An 18800-nucleotide genomic window follows, 5' to 3' on the forward strand; every position below is an offset into this window, starting at 1 on the left:
AATTTAGCGCATTTTTTCCGAAATTAAAATTTGAGCATACAATATCATTGGAAATCCTTTGTTACATTTGCGTTATAATCATTGTGGTGGCTTAGTTTTTGATTGTAAGCCTATGAAAAATGTTGACTTATGCTGAAAAAATACTTTTACTTTCTTTTCCTGTGTATTTTGCCCATACTTGCAAGATCGGAAAGCTATCCGGAGGTGCTATTTGATAATAGTATAATCAATGGGAGCTACGCGAAAAGTATGGCACATTATACAGGAGAATCTTGGATACAAAATGTGAACCATAGCCTCCCGGTTTCAGATAGTTTGTTTTTTACACCTGGGAACTCATTGTCTTTGCGTTATGTTTCATCTCCCAATGGAAAATGGGAGGCCAGTATATTAAATGATAAGCAGAAATTTCAGTATATGATTGCTAAGGATGATCATTTAACCTTTAAATTATTTATCCAAAGCAATACTGAAAAGGGACAGTTGCCTAAAGTTGCCCTGCAACAACATGATTTGCGAAGCAATTCATTGGATATTAGCCATTATATTGACGACTTTGCGTACGATACCTGGCTCAATGTCTCTATTCCAGTATCAAAATTTGAAGGGATTACCATTGGAAAGGCGGTGTCCTCGTTGCTGCTTGAACAAAATGGAACCAGTGCAATTACACATCAGCTTTTTATTGATCAGATCGAGTTCTTGCCGAGAAACTACCCTAAGGTAAAGTTATCATCAGCTGCTATTTTGTCTAAAATAGGTGCGGTAGACAAACAAGTTGAACTTGTGTGGCAACTCCCATTAACCCCGAGCATCCGCTACGTGAAAATTTATCGATCAGAAGATAAACTTAATTATCAGCCTATTGCAGTCTTACCGATCTATGTGCAGAAGTGTCTCGATCGTGTGAATGAGTATAATAAAACCTATTATTATAAAATTGCCTGGGTTGATTTTAACTATGTAGAGTCGCCGTTTTCAGATGTAAAAGAAATACAAACCAAAAAAGCGGCCGATACGGAGATGTTAAGTTTTATTCGGAATGCTCACGTAAATTATTTTATTGATAATTATGATGTAAATAGTGGTATGTATCTCCCTGACCGTGGCAATCGTCAAGCTATTGTTTCAACAAATGAAACAGGCTATGCCATTTTAGGTTTGCTTGTCGCAGCTGAAAATAACTTGATATCCAGACAAGCCTTGTTATCCCGGTTGACACGTATGGTGAAATTTCTGAGTGCCGCGCAAAATCACCAGGGTGTCTTTACTGCTTTTTATGACGGAAGACTCGGAGTGCCTTTCTATCGTGATTCTGTACCAACTTATGATGTAAGGGCAACTTCGCATTTGATGGAGTCATTATTAATTGCCCGGGAGTACTTTACCAAGGATGATCCGCAGGAGCAATCATTACGGAAATCAATTACAGCATTATGGGAAAGGATAAATTGGAACTATTTTACAGACTGGAATAATCCAGATGTGCTTTGGAACAAATGGTCGCCTATAGATAGTACCGCAAGATCTTGTCCGCTCGGTGGATTTAATGAGAGTCTAAGTACCTATGTGCTTGCAATGTCGTCTCCAACGCATCCGTTAGCCACGTCGGCTTATACAAATGGATTTGCGACCAAACATACAGAAGGAATAGACTTAAGCGATGAATTGAGTGTTTTGGCGCCAGAGATAAAAACGAAGTTGAATGATTCTCTAGCGCAAGTGATAAGTAGCAATCCCTTGATCGGTAATATGGGAAATACACCCGTTTCCATTTATTCGGATGATAAGGTGATTTTCGCCAAGAGCATTGCAGGGGGCAATCTGACTGAATCACTAATGTCTGTGTATAGGCCGTTTTTAATCATGAATCCCGATGGAAAAGTGGATAATTTTGTGGATTATAAAAAGTATTTATCGGATTATATCCTTGCTCATAAAAGGAGAGATAACGAATTGAATATCGGTACCAGGTTTACGGATATCTGGGGTGTCGAAAAAGCCGATAATGCTTACGAGGGGTATCTTGTTAATCCAGCAATATCAATAGCTTCTTATCCATTCGAAAAAGAAATAGGTTTGAAAGCCTTACGTAAATTTTATGAGGAGTACGCTGATGTCCTGTTCACACAATATGGATTCAGGGCATGGATCGATCTTAAAAACAATGACGTCTCTGAAAGTTACCGGGCGAGAAATCAGGCGACAATAGCGGTAATGATTGAAAATGCGAATTCGGGGATGATCTGGAAATTGTATGAACAGATTCCTGAAATTAAAAAGACATTGGATACGGTATATTTGAAGAAATAGATTTGTTACGATCCTGTGCAGGTAAAGAAGCACCTTTTTTGGACTTTTTTCCTTATATTTACACTGCTTAAATCGACAATAAATACGTTAAAAACGATGCTTAGAAAAATTAATTTGGGGCTATTAGCTGTATCTGCAAGTTTATCATTATTTTCTTGTAAACAACAGGCTATCGTAGTAAATCCTGGAGCTGTTGTCACAAAAGATGGAACGGATGATGGTTTGAAAAATGTGAAAAAGGACTTTAATGATGCGAAAAGGACTGATGAGGGAATCAAATTCAGTATTTCGTCGGATCTATTGTTCCCAACAAATTCTTCCTATTTATCTGAAAAGGCAAAGACTGAAGTAAGTAAGTTAGCTGTGATCTTGAAAGAGAATAATAATAAAATTAAAGTTGATGGCTATACCGATGCTACTGGTACTGTCGAATATAATCAATGGCTTTCAGACAAACGTGCTGCATCCGTAAAGAAATTCTTGGTAGATTCGGGCGTACAGGAGTCCCGTATTACAGCTAAAGGTTTTGGGCAATCAAACCCTGTGGGTGACAATAAAACACCAGAGGGACGTCAAAAAAACAGAAGAGTAGAAGTAACAATCTTGGATAAAAAATAAAATTATCGGGATCCTTTTTCCTGAATGAAAAGCGAGATATTTTATCGATATATCGCTTTTTTTATGCCTTATTGACAGCTTCCCAACTTCTTTAAGGAATGAATGGAGTCCCAATACCATACCTCCATCTTGTAATCGGAGTGGTCAAAATATAAATTTTAGCATAAGTTTGGAAGAAAGTACACCTATTGAAAAAAATGAATCGCTTAAACCTAGTTTTCGGGAAGCAATTCGGTTTTGGTTCATACTAGGCTGGATAAGTTTTGGGGGAACGACAGGGCATATAACAATTATGCATGATTTCTTGGTGGACAAGAAAAAGTGGGTGAGTGGTAAAAAATTTTTTCAGGCATTGAATGCCTGTATGTTATTACCTGGCCCAGAAGCGCATCAATTGACAATTTATCTTGGCTGGAAGTTACATGGTTTAAAGGGGGGGATATTGGCAGGACTATTTTTTATTTTGCCTTCTTTGTGTATCATATTTGGCCTCAGTCTCGTATACGTTTATTTCGGTCATTCAGCATTTCTATCCGCTTTATTCTCGGGTTTAAAACCTGCGGTTCTTGCGATTATATTGTTTGCAACTTACAAGGTCGGACAAAAGTCATTATTGGGTACATGGCATTATACAGTAGCTTTACTTGCATTTCTACTTTCTTATTTTGTCAAAGTCCCCATGCCCTGGATTATTTTTGGAGTTATTATTTTAGGATTCTTACTTTATTTCTTAAAATCCAAAGACGCGAAGGTTAAATCTGAACGTGAAGAAGATGACGATAAGGAACGGTTTTATCACATTAATTCCCTGGAGATAGTACCATCAGTTTCTGTGCGTAAGATTTGTGTTCAATTTATTGCTTTTTTTCTGCTGTGGTTAGGCCCATTTACTGCGCTTTACCTGTTTATGCCCGATGCTACATTTTGGAAGGAGCTTTCTTTCTTATTTACAAAATCAGCATACTTTACTATTGGTGGGTCCTATACTGTTATTCCTTATGTGGCAAATTTGGTTACGGAGAAATTTCTTTGGTTGACAAAAACGCAAATGATTGATGGTTTTGCCTTGGCCGAGACGACACCAGGCCCCTTAGTGATTGTATTGGCCTATGTCGGTTTTATGGCTGGATTCAATCATTTTGATCATTCTTATGCAATGGCTGCGATAGGCCTTGCAGCGACAGCTTATTTTACCTTTTTACCGAATTTTGCATTGATCTTTATCGGAGCTCCACTTATCGAACGCTCTCAAAAAAATATGGCCATCCAATACGTACTTTCTTTGGTAACAGCTTCAGTGGTGGGGGTTATCGTTAATTTGGCGTTTTATCTAGGGAAGGGGATTTTGTTTCCTAATGCGTTTGGTTGGGTGGATTTGGATTGGAAAGCACTACTTTGGGTGGTTGTTTCAATTTTCCTCCTGTTTAGATATCGGATCGGAATGCTGCAGCTTATACTTTTGAGTCTGGTTTATGGGTTTTTACTGTATCTGTTGCCATAAACAAGAAAAGCTCATCGACTGATGAGCTTTCTTGTACCTAGGGCGGGAATCGAACCCGCACTCCCTTAACGGGAACAGGATTTTAAGTCCTGCGTGTCTACCAGTTCCACCACCTAGGCAGGTGAGCGAAAAACGAGATTCGAACTCGCGACCCCAACCTTGGCAAGGTTGTGCTCTACCAACTGAGCTATTTTCGCATGGAATTTTATTTCAACTTTAAAAAGAACCTCGTGTTCCTTTTTGGTGATGCAAATATAGAGCGAAAAATTAATATTGCAAAATATTTGTTTACTTTATTTTGTGGTTTTTTATAACTCCTTTGAATTCAGTATGGAAAAAATTAAATCGCTTTCAAATCCCCTGGACAAAGCAAATTGATACACTTTGTTCTTCATGATAAAAGCATCTTTGCCTTTAACCTCGCGGATTTTCTTGTCAATAATATTCTCCAATATGGTCTCGTATTCATCCAGGTCTATCTGTTTAAATGCAATTTTTATCAGTTGCTCAGAGACTTGTTTTCCTTTTAAAGCTTGTTTAATTTTAATTTTTCCCCATCCTTTCATTCGAAGTTTACCATTGCAATAAGCTATCGCAAAACGTTCCTCGTTTAGAAAGTTTTCAGCTATTAAATTTGCAATAATGTTTTCGACATCCATCTCATGTAATCCCCAGCCATAAAGTTTGTCCCGTACTTCTTGTTGGGATCTTTCTTGATAGGCACAGTAGCTCTCTGCCTTCAATTGAGCCTGACGTGGTGTCAATATCTTCTTGTTTCTATTATCTTCTTCAAACATATTGTCAAAATTTCAAAAATAATATGAAATAACTAAAAAAATGTTCAGTTTTGATCCAATCAAAATATCAGGAGAATGTACAAAATATCGGAAATCGTCCAAATTTTACATCCTAATCGCACGTTTATCGCAGATCCCAATTCTTTAGTTCAGCATTTATTTTATGATAGTCGCAAGATTGTTCAGGCTGATAATGGTGTATTTTTCGCACTGCAGAAAAGCAGGGATGGGCATCACTATATCAAAGAAGCCTATGATAAAGGGGTGAGAAGCTTTGTCTTACAAATTGACGAAGCACAGGAACAGTTATTTCCGGATGCAAATCTGATATGGGTATCGGACAGCCTTGAAGCTATGCAGGTATTGGCAGCTTTTCATAGACAAAAATTTAACTTTCCTGTTATCGGGATTACCGGGAGCAATGGGAAGACAATAGTTAAAGAATGGTTATATCAACTGATGTCTCCAGAATATAAAATCTACCGGAGTCCCAAAAGTTACAATTCGCAATTGGGAGTAGCGCTTTCCTTATGGGGATTATCCGATCAGTATAATCTTGCGATTATAGAAGCAGGAATTTCTGAGAAGGGTGAAATGGTAAAGCTGGAAAATATGATAAAACCAACAATTGGCCTGCTGACAAACATCGGAATAGCCCATAAAGCTGGTTTTGATTCGAAAGAAGAAAAGATCTACGAAAAGATAAATCTTTTCAAGGACGTTGAGACCATGGTCTTTCCTAATCGCTATGTAGAGCATGTTCAATTACCTTACCGTCCTCGAAAGTTTTCGTGGGGATATGACGAGGGGCTTTCATTGGAGGTCTATTCGCTTAAACAGGTCGATGATAAATTTACGGTAGTCACTCTTTTCTATGGTGGGCGTACGTTTGCTGTTGAAGTGCCCTTTGTCGACAAAGGGAACGTGGAAAATGCGATCAATTGTGTTGCTATTATGTTGCGTTTCGGCTACGAAAGGGAGGTAATCGCGTCAAGAATTAAGGAGCTACAACCCGTTGCCATGCGACTTGAGTTGAAAAAAGGGAAGAAAAACAGTTCCATTATTGATGATTCCTATAGTAACGATTTGGATGCCCTACAAATTGCGCTCGAGTTTTTAAATCAACAGGGACAGCATCCAAGAAAAGTCCTGATTCTTTCCGATCTACCTGGTGTAAGTATAACGGATGAGAAAAGTTTGTTGAAATTGAAACGTTTACTTTCGGAATACCGTTTAGATCAGTTGGTTTTGATCGGGGAGGTGCTCACGCAAGTAGCTGATCAATTTGATGTTCCATCGGTGTCCTACGCCAGTACTAGTGCATTTTTGGAAGATATTAGGTCTATCCAATTTGCGGACTCCACGATTCTACTGAAGGGGGGAAGGGAGTTTCATTTCGAAAGAATCAGCCGCTTGATGGTGGCAAAATCACATGATACTGTGCTCGAGATAAACTTGAACGCCATGGAAAATAATTTGAATGTCTACCGTCAGCTGTTGCCAAAACATGTGAAATTGATGTCGATGGTCAAAGCATTTTCCTATGGGAGTGGCGGTTTTGAGATTGCTAATCTTTTGCAGTTCAATAGGGTAGATTATCTTACCGTTGCATTTGCCGACGAAGGTGTCGATCTGAGGGGTGCTGGAATAACAGTCCCTATTGTTGTGATGAGCCCCGATGAAAATACCTTTGAATCTATTGTACAGTACAACCTTGAACCTGAAATTTATAGCTTTAGAATTCTGTCTTCATTCTTGAATTACTTGAAAGGGAAAGGGATTTCATCCTTTCCCGTTCATATCAAAGTGGATACGGGAATGCATCGTCTTGGTTTTATGCCAGATGAAGTAGATAAATTGATAAAGGAATTAAACGCTGACGCGATTCTGCAGGTAAAGTCGGCATTTTCCCATTTGGCTTCCGCGGGAAATAAAGAAGACAATGTGTTCACTCAGCAACAGATCGATCTCTTGGATCAATGTACAAAACGCCTAGAAGAAGGACTTGGTTATTCATTTTTACGGCATATTGCTGCGACTTCTGGTATCGAACTATGGCCGCAAGCTTATTTTGACATGGTCCGGCTCGGAATCGGACTTTACGGAATTGATGTTGAACGACATGATCTTCCGCTTTGGGAAGTAAGTAGTTTGAAGACCAATGTGACCCAAATAAAATACTTGGCTGCGGGAGAGACTGTGGGGTATAACCGACATGGAGTTTTGCTTCGGGATAGCAAAATAGCAACGATAAAAATTGGTTATGCAGATGGCTACGACAGGCGTTTTGGGAACGGTGTAGGCAAAATGATGGTCAATGGTTGCCTTGTACCAACGATAGGTGATATTTGTATGGATATGTGTATGCTTGATGTAACAGAGATCGAAGTGGCCGAAGAGGATGATGTGATTGTTTATCCGGATATTAAGCTTGCTGCGCAATCGATCGGAACGATTCCTTACGAGCTTTTGACGAGCATTTCACAACGGGTAAAAAGAGTATATTTTTATGAATAATAAAAGGATATTCTGCATTTTTGTATAAATATATTTGATTTACAAACTCATGCTTCGCAAATTATTCAGGGGATTCATTAATTATTTAATTCGAGGTATTCTGGTTGTGGTACCTTTGGCTGGTGCAGTCTTTTTGATCGTATGGATTTTCGCATCGATTGACTCCGCACTGAATCTGACGGAACATTTTTTACAGGATGAAAAGGGACACCCATTGTATATTCCGGGAATTGGAATTTTAACGGTGATTCTTATCCTTGTTCTGGCAGGGCTGATATTTACGAATTTTGTGACAGATCCGATCAAAGTCTGGATCAATCATCAGATAAAAAGAATACCACTTTTAAATACTTTATATACCTCAATAAAAGATTTTACAGAAGCCTTTGTGGGGGATGCTAAAAAATTTAATGAGCCAGTACTCGTCACTGTAAATGAGTTTGGTCTCAAGAAAATCGGTTTCCTGACGCAGCATGATTTAAAGAGTATTGGCCTTGAAAATGAGGTAATGGTTTATTTTCCATATTCTTATTCTTTTGCTGGGCAGGTGGTTATTATTAGTGCTGATAAGGTTAAAAAACTGGATATGTCACCTACCGATGCGATGAAACTTGTTGTTTCTGGTGGAGTCAGTGGCATAGGACATTAGCAGGGGTTAATGAAGAAGAAAAAAAGGGCTGGAAATTTATTTCCAGCCTTTTTTCCTTATAAACTATTTTAATTTTATTAAGGCTTCCTTTGACCTAGCATTGGATTTACAGGGGGGATTGGGATATAGCCATCATCTCCTGGAACTTTGGGGAATTCATGCTTTTCCCATTTGGCTCTGGCGATTTTTAAGGTTTCAATGTCTGAAGCGACAAAATTCCAGTCGATGTATCTTTGTTCGGGAAAAGGTTCGCCGCCAAAGATGTATAGGCTCGTGCCAGCACTCATTTCGAATTCGCATAATTTCGCATCTTTTGCTATCAAAATTTGTTTTGGACCAAACTCCTGGCCTTCTGCATGCACTGACCCATGAAGAATATATAATCCACTTTCGCCATATAGATGTTCGCCCAATTTAATGCTGGAATCCTGTTCTGCTTTAATTTCGATCAGGTATAGGGGGCTGTACACCGGGACTTCCGAGCGATGATTGTTAATCTCACCTGCAATCAGACGATAGCTGACACTGCCTTCGGTCCAATGCGGAAGCTGCGGTTCCTCAATATGAACAAAGTTGGGCTCCATCTGCTCCAGATGCTTTGGTAATGCCACCCAAATCTGTAAACCATGGAGATCATGTTGTGTAGACCGTAGGTAATCCGGCGTACGCTCGGAATGAGTTACTCCCTTTCCGGCTGTCATCCAGTTGACTGCTCCAGGTTTTATTTCGACCGCATTTCCCAAACTGTCGCGGTGCATAATACTTCCTTCGAAGAGGTAAGTCAACGTGGATAATCCGATATGAGGATGTGGGGCAATATCTATGAAGTGAGGCTCAGAAATCGTGTCAGGTCCCATATGGTCAATAAATATAAACGGGCCAACCATACGTTTTTGTCTGAAAGGAAGTAGTCTCCCCACCAAGAAATTGCCTATATCTGCGGCTCTTTCTTCAATCACTATTGCAATATTTGACATAATGTTTCCTTATTTTTGTTGTCTATTCTAAAGCAATTTAAGAAATGTCAAGTATAATCGACCGTATTCTACGTAAAAAGTCTGTAAGAAACGAGGAAGCAATGGCACTGTCTAATAGATTATCGTTTGTGAACAGTCAATTCGATCGTTTTCTAATGGCAAGGACCTTTGCGGAAGGAGCTGTATCGATGCCTGAATATATCCTATTTCAAAAAAAGCTATTGCTTTTGGAGCTGGAGAAATACCAGTCCATGGAAGCTGAACTAGACCTATTGAGTCAGTATTTTGCAGTAGTCAAAATATCGATGCCCGCAGGTTTTTTATTGAAATGGGAAAATCGTTTTCAGTCGGAAAATGAGGTCATGGTGCCGCCCCTTATCTTATTCCCAATGGTCCAACATGCGGTAGCCAATGGATATAATGGTATGTCTTCCCATCCGATCCGAATCCGTCTCTCCGGATCATCGAAAGTCTTGCTATTTGAGGTCAGCCATCGTGTGAATCATTACTTGGATGGTCAATTTAAGCATACATTAATTGAAGATTTTCGAAATAGGCTAGAATATCTTTTTCCACAACGGCATAGCTTGCTATTTAATAGTAATAGCAATACCTGTCGCGCTACGCTCACAATTCATTTCTAGATGACCTCAAAATGTTTTAAGGCATTCCAGATACCGTTGCTGTCAACATCATCGGTAATATAATCGGCGATTTCCTTTACTTCAGGATTTGCATTTCCCATAGCAATACCGATTTGTGTATGGGCAAGCATCGTAATATCATTTCCCCCGTCACCAAAAGACATGGTTTCGGAAAGCGCTATGCCGAAATGTTCCAGAAAGACATCGATCCCCACTTTTTTACTTTGCCCCATTGGGTTAACATCGGCAAAAATGGGCGTCCATCGGGAAGCAACCGAGTTGGGCATAACATTTTCCATAAACTCAGCCTCTTGTTCCGGATTGATAAATACATTGATCTGCATGACGGATTCCAGATCAAAGTTATTCTCATAGTTGCGTATCGGCGGGGTATTTACGTTAACTTGCTGATACATCTTCAGCACTTCGGGCGTCACCTGATTTAAGGAGATCTCTTTGTCTGACATAAATGAAAACGTGAGTTGGGGATGATGCTTCGCGTAATCAAGTAATGAACGGATGTCTTTTTGGATAATATTATTTTTATAAATAACCTGTTCATCTTTGGTGACGCAGTATCCGCCATTGAACGTGATAAAACCGTCGAAGTCAAGGTAACGGATATGTCCCAATTGGTTAAAGGACCGGCCGGTAGAAACGAAAACTTTTATATCTTTTTCTTTTAATAATTGAAATGCTTGCTGTGTGGAGTCGGGAACTTGATGTGTTTTGAAACTTAACAATGTCCCATCGATATCAAAAAAAATCGCTTTAATCATAGAAATTGGAGTCAAATTCAAATATAATAAATAACTGGGATAGTGTAGTAGGTACAATATTAAATAGCTGTTATGATTGTGTGGGATCGAATGCTTTTTGCCAGCTAAGCTTTTTTGAAATACTCTGCTTTTGCCTAAACCTCTGAAGATACTTAAAAAGCAGTCATTCCGAATGGCTGTCAAATGATCCAAATACCTGCGGGAGCCACCGTTAAGATCTGTAGACGATTTGGGCGAATTATTTTTTTGGAATTGTGGATTTGGCGATGCCGGACATCTGCTGTCGTCGATAAAAGCCGGATTTTATGCTGTTATTTTTCGCAAAAATCTGACAGAATGTTCCCTAAGAATTTCGTAAATTTCAAGTTCAAAGAAATGTAAATATGATTACATTTAATATATTGTATTAAAGAGGTTTAGAGATTTATGTATATTATTTTCGATACAGAGACAACGGGTTTGCCGAAGCGTTGGGACGCGCCAATTACGGACACGGATAATTGGCCGCGTTGTATCCAGCTGGCGTGGCAGATCCACGATGAGATGGGAAATTTGGTCGAACATCAGGATTTTTTGATTAAACCCGATGGATTTGATATACCCTATGACTCTGAAAAAATACACGGTATATCTACCGCATTGGCTGAAGAACAGGGGGTGCCACTACAGGTTGCTCTTGAAAAATTCAATACTGCGTTAAATAAAGCGAAATTTGTTGTCGGGCAGAACATCGGTTTTGACCTCAATATCATGGGCTGTGAGTTTTATCGTTATGGTGTAGATTCTAAGATGGCAAATATGCCGGTTTTGGATACCTGTACTGAAGTCACGGCCGAACTGTTGAAAATTCCCGGTGGACGTGGTGGCCGATATAAACTGCCTAATCTGACTGAATTACACTCCTATTTATTTGGGGTTCCATTTGCTGAGGCGCATAATGCAACTGCCGACGTTGAAGCAACAACGCGTTGTTTCTTGGAGTTAGTCAGAAGAGAAGTGTTTACTGCCGAGGAACTTCAGGTAGATACAGGTTATTTTGTTGATTTCAAGACAAATAATCCTGGTCCCATTCCTACCGTCGGACTTAAACACATTAATCTAAAGGCAGCTTCTAATGAGATCAGAAAACGGGCGACACCGGACGAGGTCAGTGTTGTGGTGGATGCCGATATGTTATCCGCTCTTAAAGAAGCGAAATTTGCGCACTTGCATAACCATTCGCAGTTTTCTATTCTACAGTCGACCATGTCATATGATCGGTTAGTTTCGGCCGCTGTAAAGGACAATATGCCTGCCGTTGCACTTACCGATCATGGTAATATGATGGGGGCATTTGAATTTGTTTCCCGGGTGATCGGGCATAATAAGGAGGTGGAAGCACAAAACGCCGAAGCTTTGGAAAACGGGCAGGAGCCCACGGGCCAAATCCTAAAACCTATTGTCGGTTGTGAGTTCTTTGTGTGTGAAGACCATAAAGACAAAACCAGAAAGGATAATGGCTATCAGGTTGTATTGTTGGCAAAGAATAAACGGGGGTATCATAACTTGGCCAAGTTAGCTTCTTTTGCCTATACGGCGGGATTCTATTATGTGCCCCGTATAGATAAAAACCTTATTCTACAGTATAAGGAAGATGTGATCGTGCTTTCGGGAAACCTGCAAGGAGAGGTGCCCAGCAAGGTGCTAAATATTGGTGAGAACCAGGCGGAGGAAGCGTTACAATGGTGGAAAGAGCATTTTGGAGATGATTTCTATCTGGAGTTGATGCGGCATGGACAGGAAGATGAGGATCGTGTAAACCAAACCTTATTGAAGTTTGCCCGTAAATATGCTATTAAAGTTGTAGCGACAAATAACACCTATTACGAAAAGAAAGGAGATGCGCATGCCCACGATATTCTGTTGTGTGTGAAAGATGGTGAGAAGCTTTCTACACCAAAAGGTAGAGGGCGGGGCTTCCGATTTGGTTTGCCAAATCAGGAATATTATTTTAAATCTTCCGAGGAAATGAAGACCCTGTTCAAAGATTTACCAGAAGCGATTCTTAATATACAGGAGATTGTGGATAAGGTAGAGATCTTTAAACTGAACCGGGATGTCCTCTTGCCGAAATTTGATATTCCTGAGGAATTTCAAGTTGCAGAGGATAATGAGGATGGCGGAAAAAGAGGGGAAAATAAATATCTTGCTCATCTATGTTATGTTGGTGCCGAGAAACGTTATGAGGAAATAACGGATGATATTCGTGAACGTCTGGATTTTGAATTGGCAACGATCGAAAAAACAGGATATCCCGGATATTTTCTGATTGTACAGGATTTTATTGCCGCTGCCCGTGATATGGGCGTTTCAGTGGGACCAGGTCGGGGATCTGCTGCTGGTTCGGCTGTCGCGTATTGCCTCGGCATTACAAATATTGACCCCATAAAATATGATTTGCTATTTGAGCGTTTTCTAAATCCCGATCGTGTTTCCATGCCCGATATTGATATTGACTTTGATGATGAAGGGCGTGGTCGGGTCATGCAATATGTCATCAATAAATATGGTGCTAGTCAGGTGGCACAAATTATTACGTATGGCACGATGGCGGCGAAGTCCTCCATTAAAGATACCGCGCGGGTATTGGATCTACCTTTGGGAGACGCGAATGAAATTGCTAAATTAATCCCTAATCTGAAGCTTTCCAAAATCTTTACACTGGATGATGCTGGTTTGAAGGAGAAACTGCGCACAGAAGAGATCGAGGCTGTGAACCGGTTAAAGTCAATAGCTGATGGGGCTGGACTTGAAGCGGAAACGATTCGCCAAGCACGCGTACTGGAAGGCTCTGTAAGAAATACAGGTATTCATGCCTGTGGTGTAATCATCACTCCGGATGATATTACGAACTTCGTTCCTGTCTCGCTGGCAAAAGATTCCGATCTGTATGTGACTCAGTTTGATAACCATGTTGTTGAGAGTGCTGGTCTATTGAAAATGGACTTTCTGGGGCTGAAAACCCTGACACTTATCAAAGATACTGTTGAGAATGTTAAGTTAAGTCATGGAATCGTTTTGGATCCTGATAAGTTTCCAATAGACGATGTATTGACTTACGAACTCTTCCAGCGCGGTGAAACAATCGGCGTTTTCCAATATGAATCTCCCGGGATGCAAAAATATATGCGCGATCTAAAGCCAACTGTATTTGCCGATTTGATTGCGATGAATGCTTTATACCGACCTGGACCAATTGAATATATTCCGAGTTTTATTAAGCGTAAACATGGGATAGATCCTATTGTCTACGATTTAGATGCTTGTGAGGAATATTTGAAAGAAACCTACGGCATCACGGTGTATCAGGAGCAGGTAATGCTTTTATCTCAAAAGTTAGCTGGATTTTCGAAAGGTGATGCCGACGTTTTGCGTAAAGCGATGGGTAAGAAACAAAAGGCTGTACTTGACAAAATGAAGCCTAAATTTGTTTTACAGGCAGAGGAACGAGGGCATAACGCCAAAGTTTTAGAAAAAATTTGGACCGACTGGGAAGCTTTTGCCAGTTATGCATTCAATAAGTCGCACTCGACCTGTTATGCGTGGGTAGCTTATCAGACGGCTTATTTAAAGGCACATTTTCCGGCAGAGTATATGGCTGCGGTGCTTTCCAATAACATGAATGATATCAAACAAGTTACATTTTTCATGGAAGAATGTAAACGTATGGGCTTGGAGGTATTGGGACCCGATGTAAATGAATCTTATTATAAATTTACAGTAAATGAACGTGGGGCTATTCGGTTTGGTATAGGCGCTGTCAAAGGGGTTGGTGCCGGTGCTGTCGATGCTATTGTACAAACTAGGCAATCTGGATTGTACAAGTCTGTTTTTGATATGGCTAAGCGTATAGATTTACGTGCTGTCAATAAAAAAGCTTTTGAGAGTTTAGCCTATGCTGGTGGTTTTGATAGCTTCGAAAGCACACATCGTGCGCAGTATTTTCATTCCGAGGATAATTCAACGGGTATGGAAAAAGCAATCCGGTTTGGACAGCGTTATAAAGAAAATGAAAATTCGGCACAGGCAAGTTTATTTGGTGCAGGTGAAGCTGCTGAGTTACCTGAACCTGTTTTGGCAGCTTGCCCGCAATGGGGATTGATCGAAAAACTAAAATACGAGAAAGATGTCATCGGTATTTATTTGACGAGTCATCCATTGGATACCTATCGTTTTGAGATCGAACATTTCTGCCATAATCCGGTATCAGATCTCTCGTTGATTAATAAAGCGAAAGCTCCGGAAGTTGACGAGGAGACGTTGCTGGAATTTAACCGTATTAAAAATAAAGAATTGGTTATTGGGGGAATTATAGCCTCGGCAAACCACCGTCTGACTAAGAATGGTAAACCATTTGCGTCTTTTATTATCGAAGATTACAGCGACTCTTACGATATGGCTGTGTTTGGGGAAGAATATGTCAAGTTAAAAGGATACTTGCAGGAAGGTTATTTTGTCCAGTTGCGCGGAATCGTTCAAGAACGTTTTAGGCAAGTTGGAAACTGGGGATTTGAGTTGAGGAGCGTGCAGTTGCTGTCTGAGCTTCGTGAAAAGATGGCGAAAAGTTTTACAATTAATGTTCCGTTGCCGAAACTGAACGAAGAATTCTTAGATGGGATTAAAGATATATTGGCGCAGAATGAGATTGAAGGCGTCGTGCCAAATTGTCAATTGAAATTTAAAATCTGGGATCCTCAGGATGAAATCTCTGTCGAAATGCCAGCTAAGAGTCTAAAAATAAATCTCACAAATGAGTTTTTGGATTGCATTGATAAGTTTGAGGGTATAAATTACCGATTGAACTAGTTTGGATTGTATTTTGTGTAATTAAGATTACAATTACATTGACAGTTGTTACTATCTTTGTTTATTGATTTTAGCAATTAAGTAGTATCATAAATATAACTTCGGTTTATAAAATTAAAGATTATGGCATTAGAAATTACAGATAGCAACTTTGAAGAAGTTGTTTTGAAAGCGGACAAACCCGTATTAATTGATTTTTGGGCAGAATGGTGTGGTCCTTGTCGTATGGTGGGGCCTGTTGTTGAAGAATTAGCTAAAGATTACGAAGGTAAGGCTGTGATAGGAAAAGTAAACGTAGATGAAAATCCAGAAATTTCAGTTCGTTATGGTATCCGTAATATCCCTGCTTTATTGTTCTTCAAAAATGGGGAGATCGTAGATAAACAAATTGGAGCAGTTCCAAAATCAGTTTTAAATGAAAAATTAGAGAAACAATTAGTGTAATTATTTGTTTTTCAAAAAAAAAGACCTGAAATAATTTTATTTCAGGTCTTTTTTTTATTCGTTTACGTTTTTTAGCTTGTTTTTGCTGTATTTTTTATCATTAAAATTCTATTTCATACCATTTGTATATGAATTATTGTGTTTGATACTGTTTTATTTTATGTTTTTTGTTGTTTTTGTAATTTTTTTCATAAAAAATGTCATTTTATTTTGAAAAACAAATAATTTTTGCTTCTTTTGAATATCAAAACGGAATAAAAGTGATCATTTGTTTGTGTTGTCTACTTTATGTGTAGTTTTCCGTTGATATTTGATATAGATAAAGATTTTCCCTTTCAAATACCCTAGATTATGCCTCGCGTTGTTCTCAGCAGCGCGAGTTTTTGTTTTTAGGGTAAGGTAAGGTAAGGTAAGGTAAGGTAAGGTAAGGTAAGGTAAGGTAAGGTAAGGTAAGGTAAGGTAAGGTAAGGTAAGGTAAGGTAAGGTAAGGTAAGGTAAGGTAAGGTAAGGTAAGGTAAGGTAAGGTAAGGTTCAAAAATAAAAGCGGCTATCCAAAGGATAGCCGCTTCTTTATCTGGTACCAAATAATAAGAAATTATTCAGCAACTACTTCGAAAGGAACTTGAACTTTAACTTCTTTGTGTAAGTTTAAGTTAGCGATGTATTCACCTACTTCTTTAGGCTCAACTTCGAATGTAATACGACGACGATCTACATCAAAACCTTTTGCTTTCAATGCATCAGCAATTTGGATGCTATTTACTTTACCAAAGATTTTACCAGATTCACCTGCTTTAGCACCGATTGAAAGTTTTACAGCTTCCAATTTACCTGCTAATTCAGTAGCGTCTTTTTTAATTTTATCTTGTTTGAACTGAGCTTGTTTAATGTTCTCAGCTAAAACTTTCTTTGCAGATTCAGTCGCTTGAATAGCAAATCCTTGAGGGATTAAGTAGTTACGACCGAAACCTGGTTTTACATTAACGATATCGTTTTGCTCACCTAAGCCTTTGATATCTTGTTTTAAAATTACTTCCATTTTCTATCGTCCTCCTTATTTAATTGCATCAGCTAAGTAAGGTAACAAACCGATGTGACGAGCACGTTTAACAGCTTGAGCTACTTTACGTTGAAATTTCAAAGATGTACCAGTTAAACGACGAGGTAAGATTTTACCTTGGTCATTTACAAATTTCATCAAGAAGTTAGCATCTTTATAATCGATATACTTGATACCATTCTTTTTGAAACGACAGTATTTTTTACGGTTGTCCTCTACTTTAGGAGCAGTTACGTATTGGATATTTTCGTTAGCCATTAGTTTGCGCCCTCCTCAGTTTTAGTTTCAGCTTTTTTGTTGAATGCACCGCTACGTTTTTTCTCATTGTAAGCTCTAGCATGTTTGTCTAAACTTACAGTCAAGAAACGCATAATGCGCTCATCACGTTTGTATTCAACCTCTAATTTGTTGATTAATTCACCTGGAGCCTTGAATTCAGTTAAGTGATAAAATCCAGTAGTTTTTTTCTGGATTGGATACGCTAATTTTTTCAAACCCCAATTGTCTTCAGCGACAATCTCGGCTCCGCCTTCTGCTAAGATGTTTTTAAACTTTGCGATTACTTCTTTCGCAGCATCTTCAGAAAGCAACGGGGTAAGAACGATTACAGATTCGTACTGTTGCATTTTGTTAATTAATTTTGTTATTTAAAATTCCACATTTGTGGAAGTGCAAAGGTAGGTATTATATTGTTATATTGCAACGCCTTAAAATAAAAAAGTTTAGATCTTTAGGGAGATCTAAACTTTTTTTGTAGCCACAAATTAACCTGCTTAGTTTAATTTGCTCATTTCTTCTTTTATTGCTATTTGTGTTTTTTCGCTTACATTCACCAATGGTAGGCGTAAAATATCATCGCCGATGCCTAATCTTTTAAGGATGTATTTAACACCAGCAGGATTTCCTTCGACAAAACAAAGATCAGTTATCTGGAGTAAATCATTATGTATGGCTCTCGCTTCGTTATATTTTCCCTCCTTACATAATTTTGCCAGTGTCGCCACTCGTTTTGGAAATGCATTTCCGACTACAGAAATAATACCTGCAGCACCAAGTGCCATCATAGGCAAGGTAACGGGATCATCACCAGAGATCAATAAAAAATCCACAGGTTTATCCCGTAAGATTTCACTAAATTGGGCAAAATTTCCGGAAGCCTCTTTTATCGCTATGATATTTGAAAAATCATTGGCCAGACGTAATGTCGTCTGTGCGGTCATGTTGCTGCCCGTACGGCCCGGCACATTATATAATATAATAGGTAAAGGAGAAACTTGCGCAATAGCTTTATAATGCTGGTAAATTCCTTCCTGCGTGGGTTTGTTGTAATAAGGCGATACGGATAAAATCGCACAGAAACCAGTCGGATCGAAAGCTTTGATCTGTTCTACAATCTCTGCGGTATTGTTGCCACCTATGCCAGCAACCAGAGGGAGCCTACCGTTCACGCGCTTGACAGTGAAATCCCAGATACGCTTTCGTTCTTCTTTAGTCAATGTGGCAACTTCTCCAGTTGTACCTAAAGAAACCAAATAATCCATACCCTCGTTAATTTGCAAGTCAATTAGTTGACCTAATGCCTCGAAATCAACAGATTCATCTGAGTTGAAAGGAGTGACCAATGCTACTCCTGCGCCGTGAAGCTCGTTCATCTTG

16 protein-coding genes and 2 tRNA genes are annotated in these 18800 nt (G+C 39.2%); 8 read left to right on the plus strand and 10 right to left on the minus strand.

Annotated features, from left to right (window positions below):
* The first annotated feature begins 129 nt into the window (after positions 1-129).
* The 3 genes from HPC41_RS19730 to chrA all read left to right on the plus strand — a co-directional run bounded on the left by HPC41_RS19730 (position 130) and on the right by chrA (position 4432).
* A complete protein-coding gene (locus tag HPC41_RS19730) occupies positions 130-2313 on the plus strand; it encodes a glucoamylase family protein (RefSeq protein WP_172395808.1) in 2184 nt (727 codons plus the stop codon).
* A 96-nt stretch (positions 2314-2409) separates the two neighbouring features.
* The gene (locus HPC41_RS19735; RefSeq protein WP_172395809.1) at positions 2410-2931 is read left to right on the plus strand and encodes an OmpA family protein; all 522 of its coding nucleotides are present in this window, start codon (positions 2410-2412) and stop codon (positions 2929-2931) included.
* A gap of 169 nt (positions 2932-3100) precedes the next feature.
* Positions 3101-4432: a chromate efflux transporter gene (chrA, locus tag HPC41_RS19740; RefSeq protein ID WP_216660836.1), complete on the plus strand. Its 1332-nt coding sequence runs from the start codon at positions 3101-3103 to the stop codon at positions 4430-4432.
* Positions 4433-4466: 34 nt separating this feature from the next.
* Here chrA and HPC41_RS19745 read toward each other — a convergent pair.
* From HPC41_RS19745 to HPC41_RS19755, 3 genes are all read right to left on the minus strand, one after another.
* Positions 4467-4551, minus strand: a tRNA-Leu gene (locus tag HPC41_RS19745).
* Positions 4552-4556: 5 nt separating this feature from the next.
* Positions 4557-4629 (minus strand) — tRNA-Gly (locus tag HPC41_RS19750).
* 111 nt (positions 4630-4740) lie between these two features.
* Entirely contained in the window at positions 4741-5229 is a 489-nt protein-coding gene (locus HPC41_RS19755) for a regulatory protein RecX (RefSeq protein ID WP_172395811.1), read from the minus strand.
* Positions 5230-5304: 75 nt separating this feature from the next.
* Here HPC41_RS19755 and HPC41_RS19760 point away from each other — a divergent pair, with 75 nt between their 5' ends.
* Together HPC41_RS19760 and HPC41_RS19765 are read left to right on the plus strand one after the other, a co-directional pair.
* Positions 5305-7746, plus strand: a complete 2442-nt coding sequence (locus HPC41_RS19760; RefSeq protein ID WP_172395813.1) for a bifunctional UDP-N-acetylmuramoyl-tripeptide:D-alanyl-D-alanine ligase/alanine racemase — start codon at positions 5305-5307, stop codon at positions 7744-7746.
* Positions 7747-7795: 49 nt separating this feature from the next.
* Positions 7796-8395: a DUF502 domain-containing protein gene (locus tag HPC41_RS19765; RefSeq protein WP_172395815.1), complete on the plus strand. Its 600-nt coding sequence runs from the start codon at positions 7796-7798 to the stop codon at positions 8393-8395.
* 77 nt (positions 8396-8472) lie between these two features.
* On the opposite strand, the gene HPC41_RS19770 is transcribed toward HPC41_RS19765, so the two are convergent.
* Positions 8473-9372 (minus strand): pirin family protein, encoded by a 900-nt coding sequence (locus HPC41_RS19770; protein WP_172395817.1) that lies wholly within the window; start codon positions 9370-9372, stop codon positions 8473-8475.
* 44 nt (positions 9373-9416) lie between these two features.
* Between HPC41_RS19770 and HPC41_RS19775 the strand changes: the two genes are divergently transcribed.
* The gene (locus HPC41_RS19775; protein ID WP_172395819.1) at positions 9417-10016 is read left to right on the plus strand and encodes a hypothetical protein; all 600 of its coding nucleotides are present in this window, start codon (positions 9417-9419) and stop codon (positions 10014-10016) included.
* Here HPC41_RS19775 and HPC41_RS19780 read toward each other — a convergent pair.
* Positions 10013-10795, minus strand: a complete 783-nt coding sequence (locus tag HPC41_RS19780; protein ID WP_172395820.1) for a Cof-type HAD-IIB family hydrolase — start codon at positions 10793-10795, stop codon at positions 10013-10015. The genes HPC41_RS19775 and HPC41_RS19780 overlap by 4 nt on opposite strands.
* A 426-nt stretch (positions 10796-11221) precedes the next feature.
* Between HPC41_RS19780 and dnaE the strand changes: the two genes are divergently transcribed.
* Together dnaE and trxA are read left to right on the plus strand one after the other, a co-directional pair.
* Complete coding sequence (dnaE, locus tag HPC41_RS19785) at positions 11222-15640, plus strand: DNA polymerase III subunit alpha (RefSeq protein WP_172395822.1); 4419 nt, start codon at positions 11222-11224, stop codon at positions 15638-15640.
* 123 nt (positions 15641-15763) lie between these two features.
* Entirely contained in the window at positions 15764-16084 is a 321-nt protein-coding gene (gene trxA, locus HPC41_RS19790) for a thioredoxin (protein ID WP_172395824.1), read from the plus strand.
* 389 nt (positions 16085-16473) lie between these two features.
* Here the strand turns inward: trxA and HPC41_RS19795 are convergent, their stop codons facing one another.
* The 5 genes from HPC41_RS19795 to dapA form a co-directional block, all read right to left on the minus strand.
* Entirely contained in the window at positions 16474-16668 is a 195-nt protein-coding gene (locus HPC41_RS19795; protein WP_172395826.1) for a hypothetical protein, read from the minus strand.
* A gap of 11 nt (positions 16669-16679) precedes the next feature.
* Positions 16680-17123: a 50S ribosomal protein L9 gene (rplI, locus tag HPC41_RS19800; protein WP_172395828.1), complete on the minus strand. Its 444-nt coding sequence runs from the start codon at positions 17121-17123 to the stop codon at positions 16680-16682.
* Between the two features lie 15 nt (positions 17124-17138).
* Positions 17139-17402: a 30S ribosomal protein S18 gene (rpsR, locus tag HPC41_RS19805; RefSeq protein ID WP_028071347.1), complete on the minus strand. Its 264-nt coding sequence runs from the start codon at positions 17400-17402 to the stop codon at positions 17139-17141.
* Complete coding sequence (rpsF, locus tag HPC41_RS19810; protein WP_077437454.1) at positions 17402-17770, minus strand: 30S ribosomal protein S6; 369 nt, start codon at positions 17768-17770, stop codon at positions 17402-17404. Before rpsF ends, rpsR begins: the two co-directional genes overlap by 1 nt.
* A gap of 147 nt (positions 17771-17917) precedes the next feature.
* Positions 17918-18796 carry a 4-hydroxy-tetrahydrodipicolinate synthase gene (gene dapA / locus HPC41_RS19815; protein ID WP_172395830.1) on the minus strand — a complete coding sequence of 293 codons (879 nt, stop codon included), beginning with the start codon at positions 18794-18796 and terminating at the stop codon, positions 17918-17920.
* Between the last annotated feature and the right edge of the window lie 4 nt (positions 18797-18800).

It is taken from the genome of Sphingobacterium prati (genome assembly GCF_013167215.1).
GTDB classification, from domain to species: domain Bacteria; phylum Bacteroidota; class Bacteroidia; order Sphingobacteriales; family Sphingobacteriaceae; genus Sphingobacterium; species Sphingobacterium prati.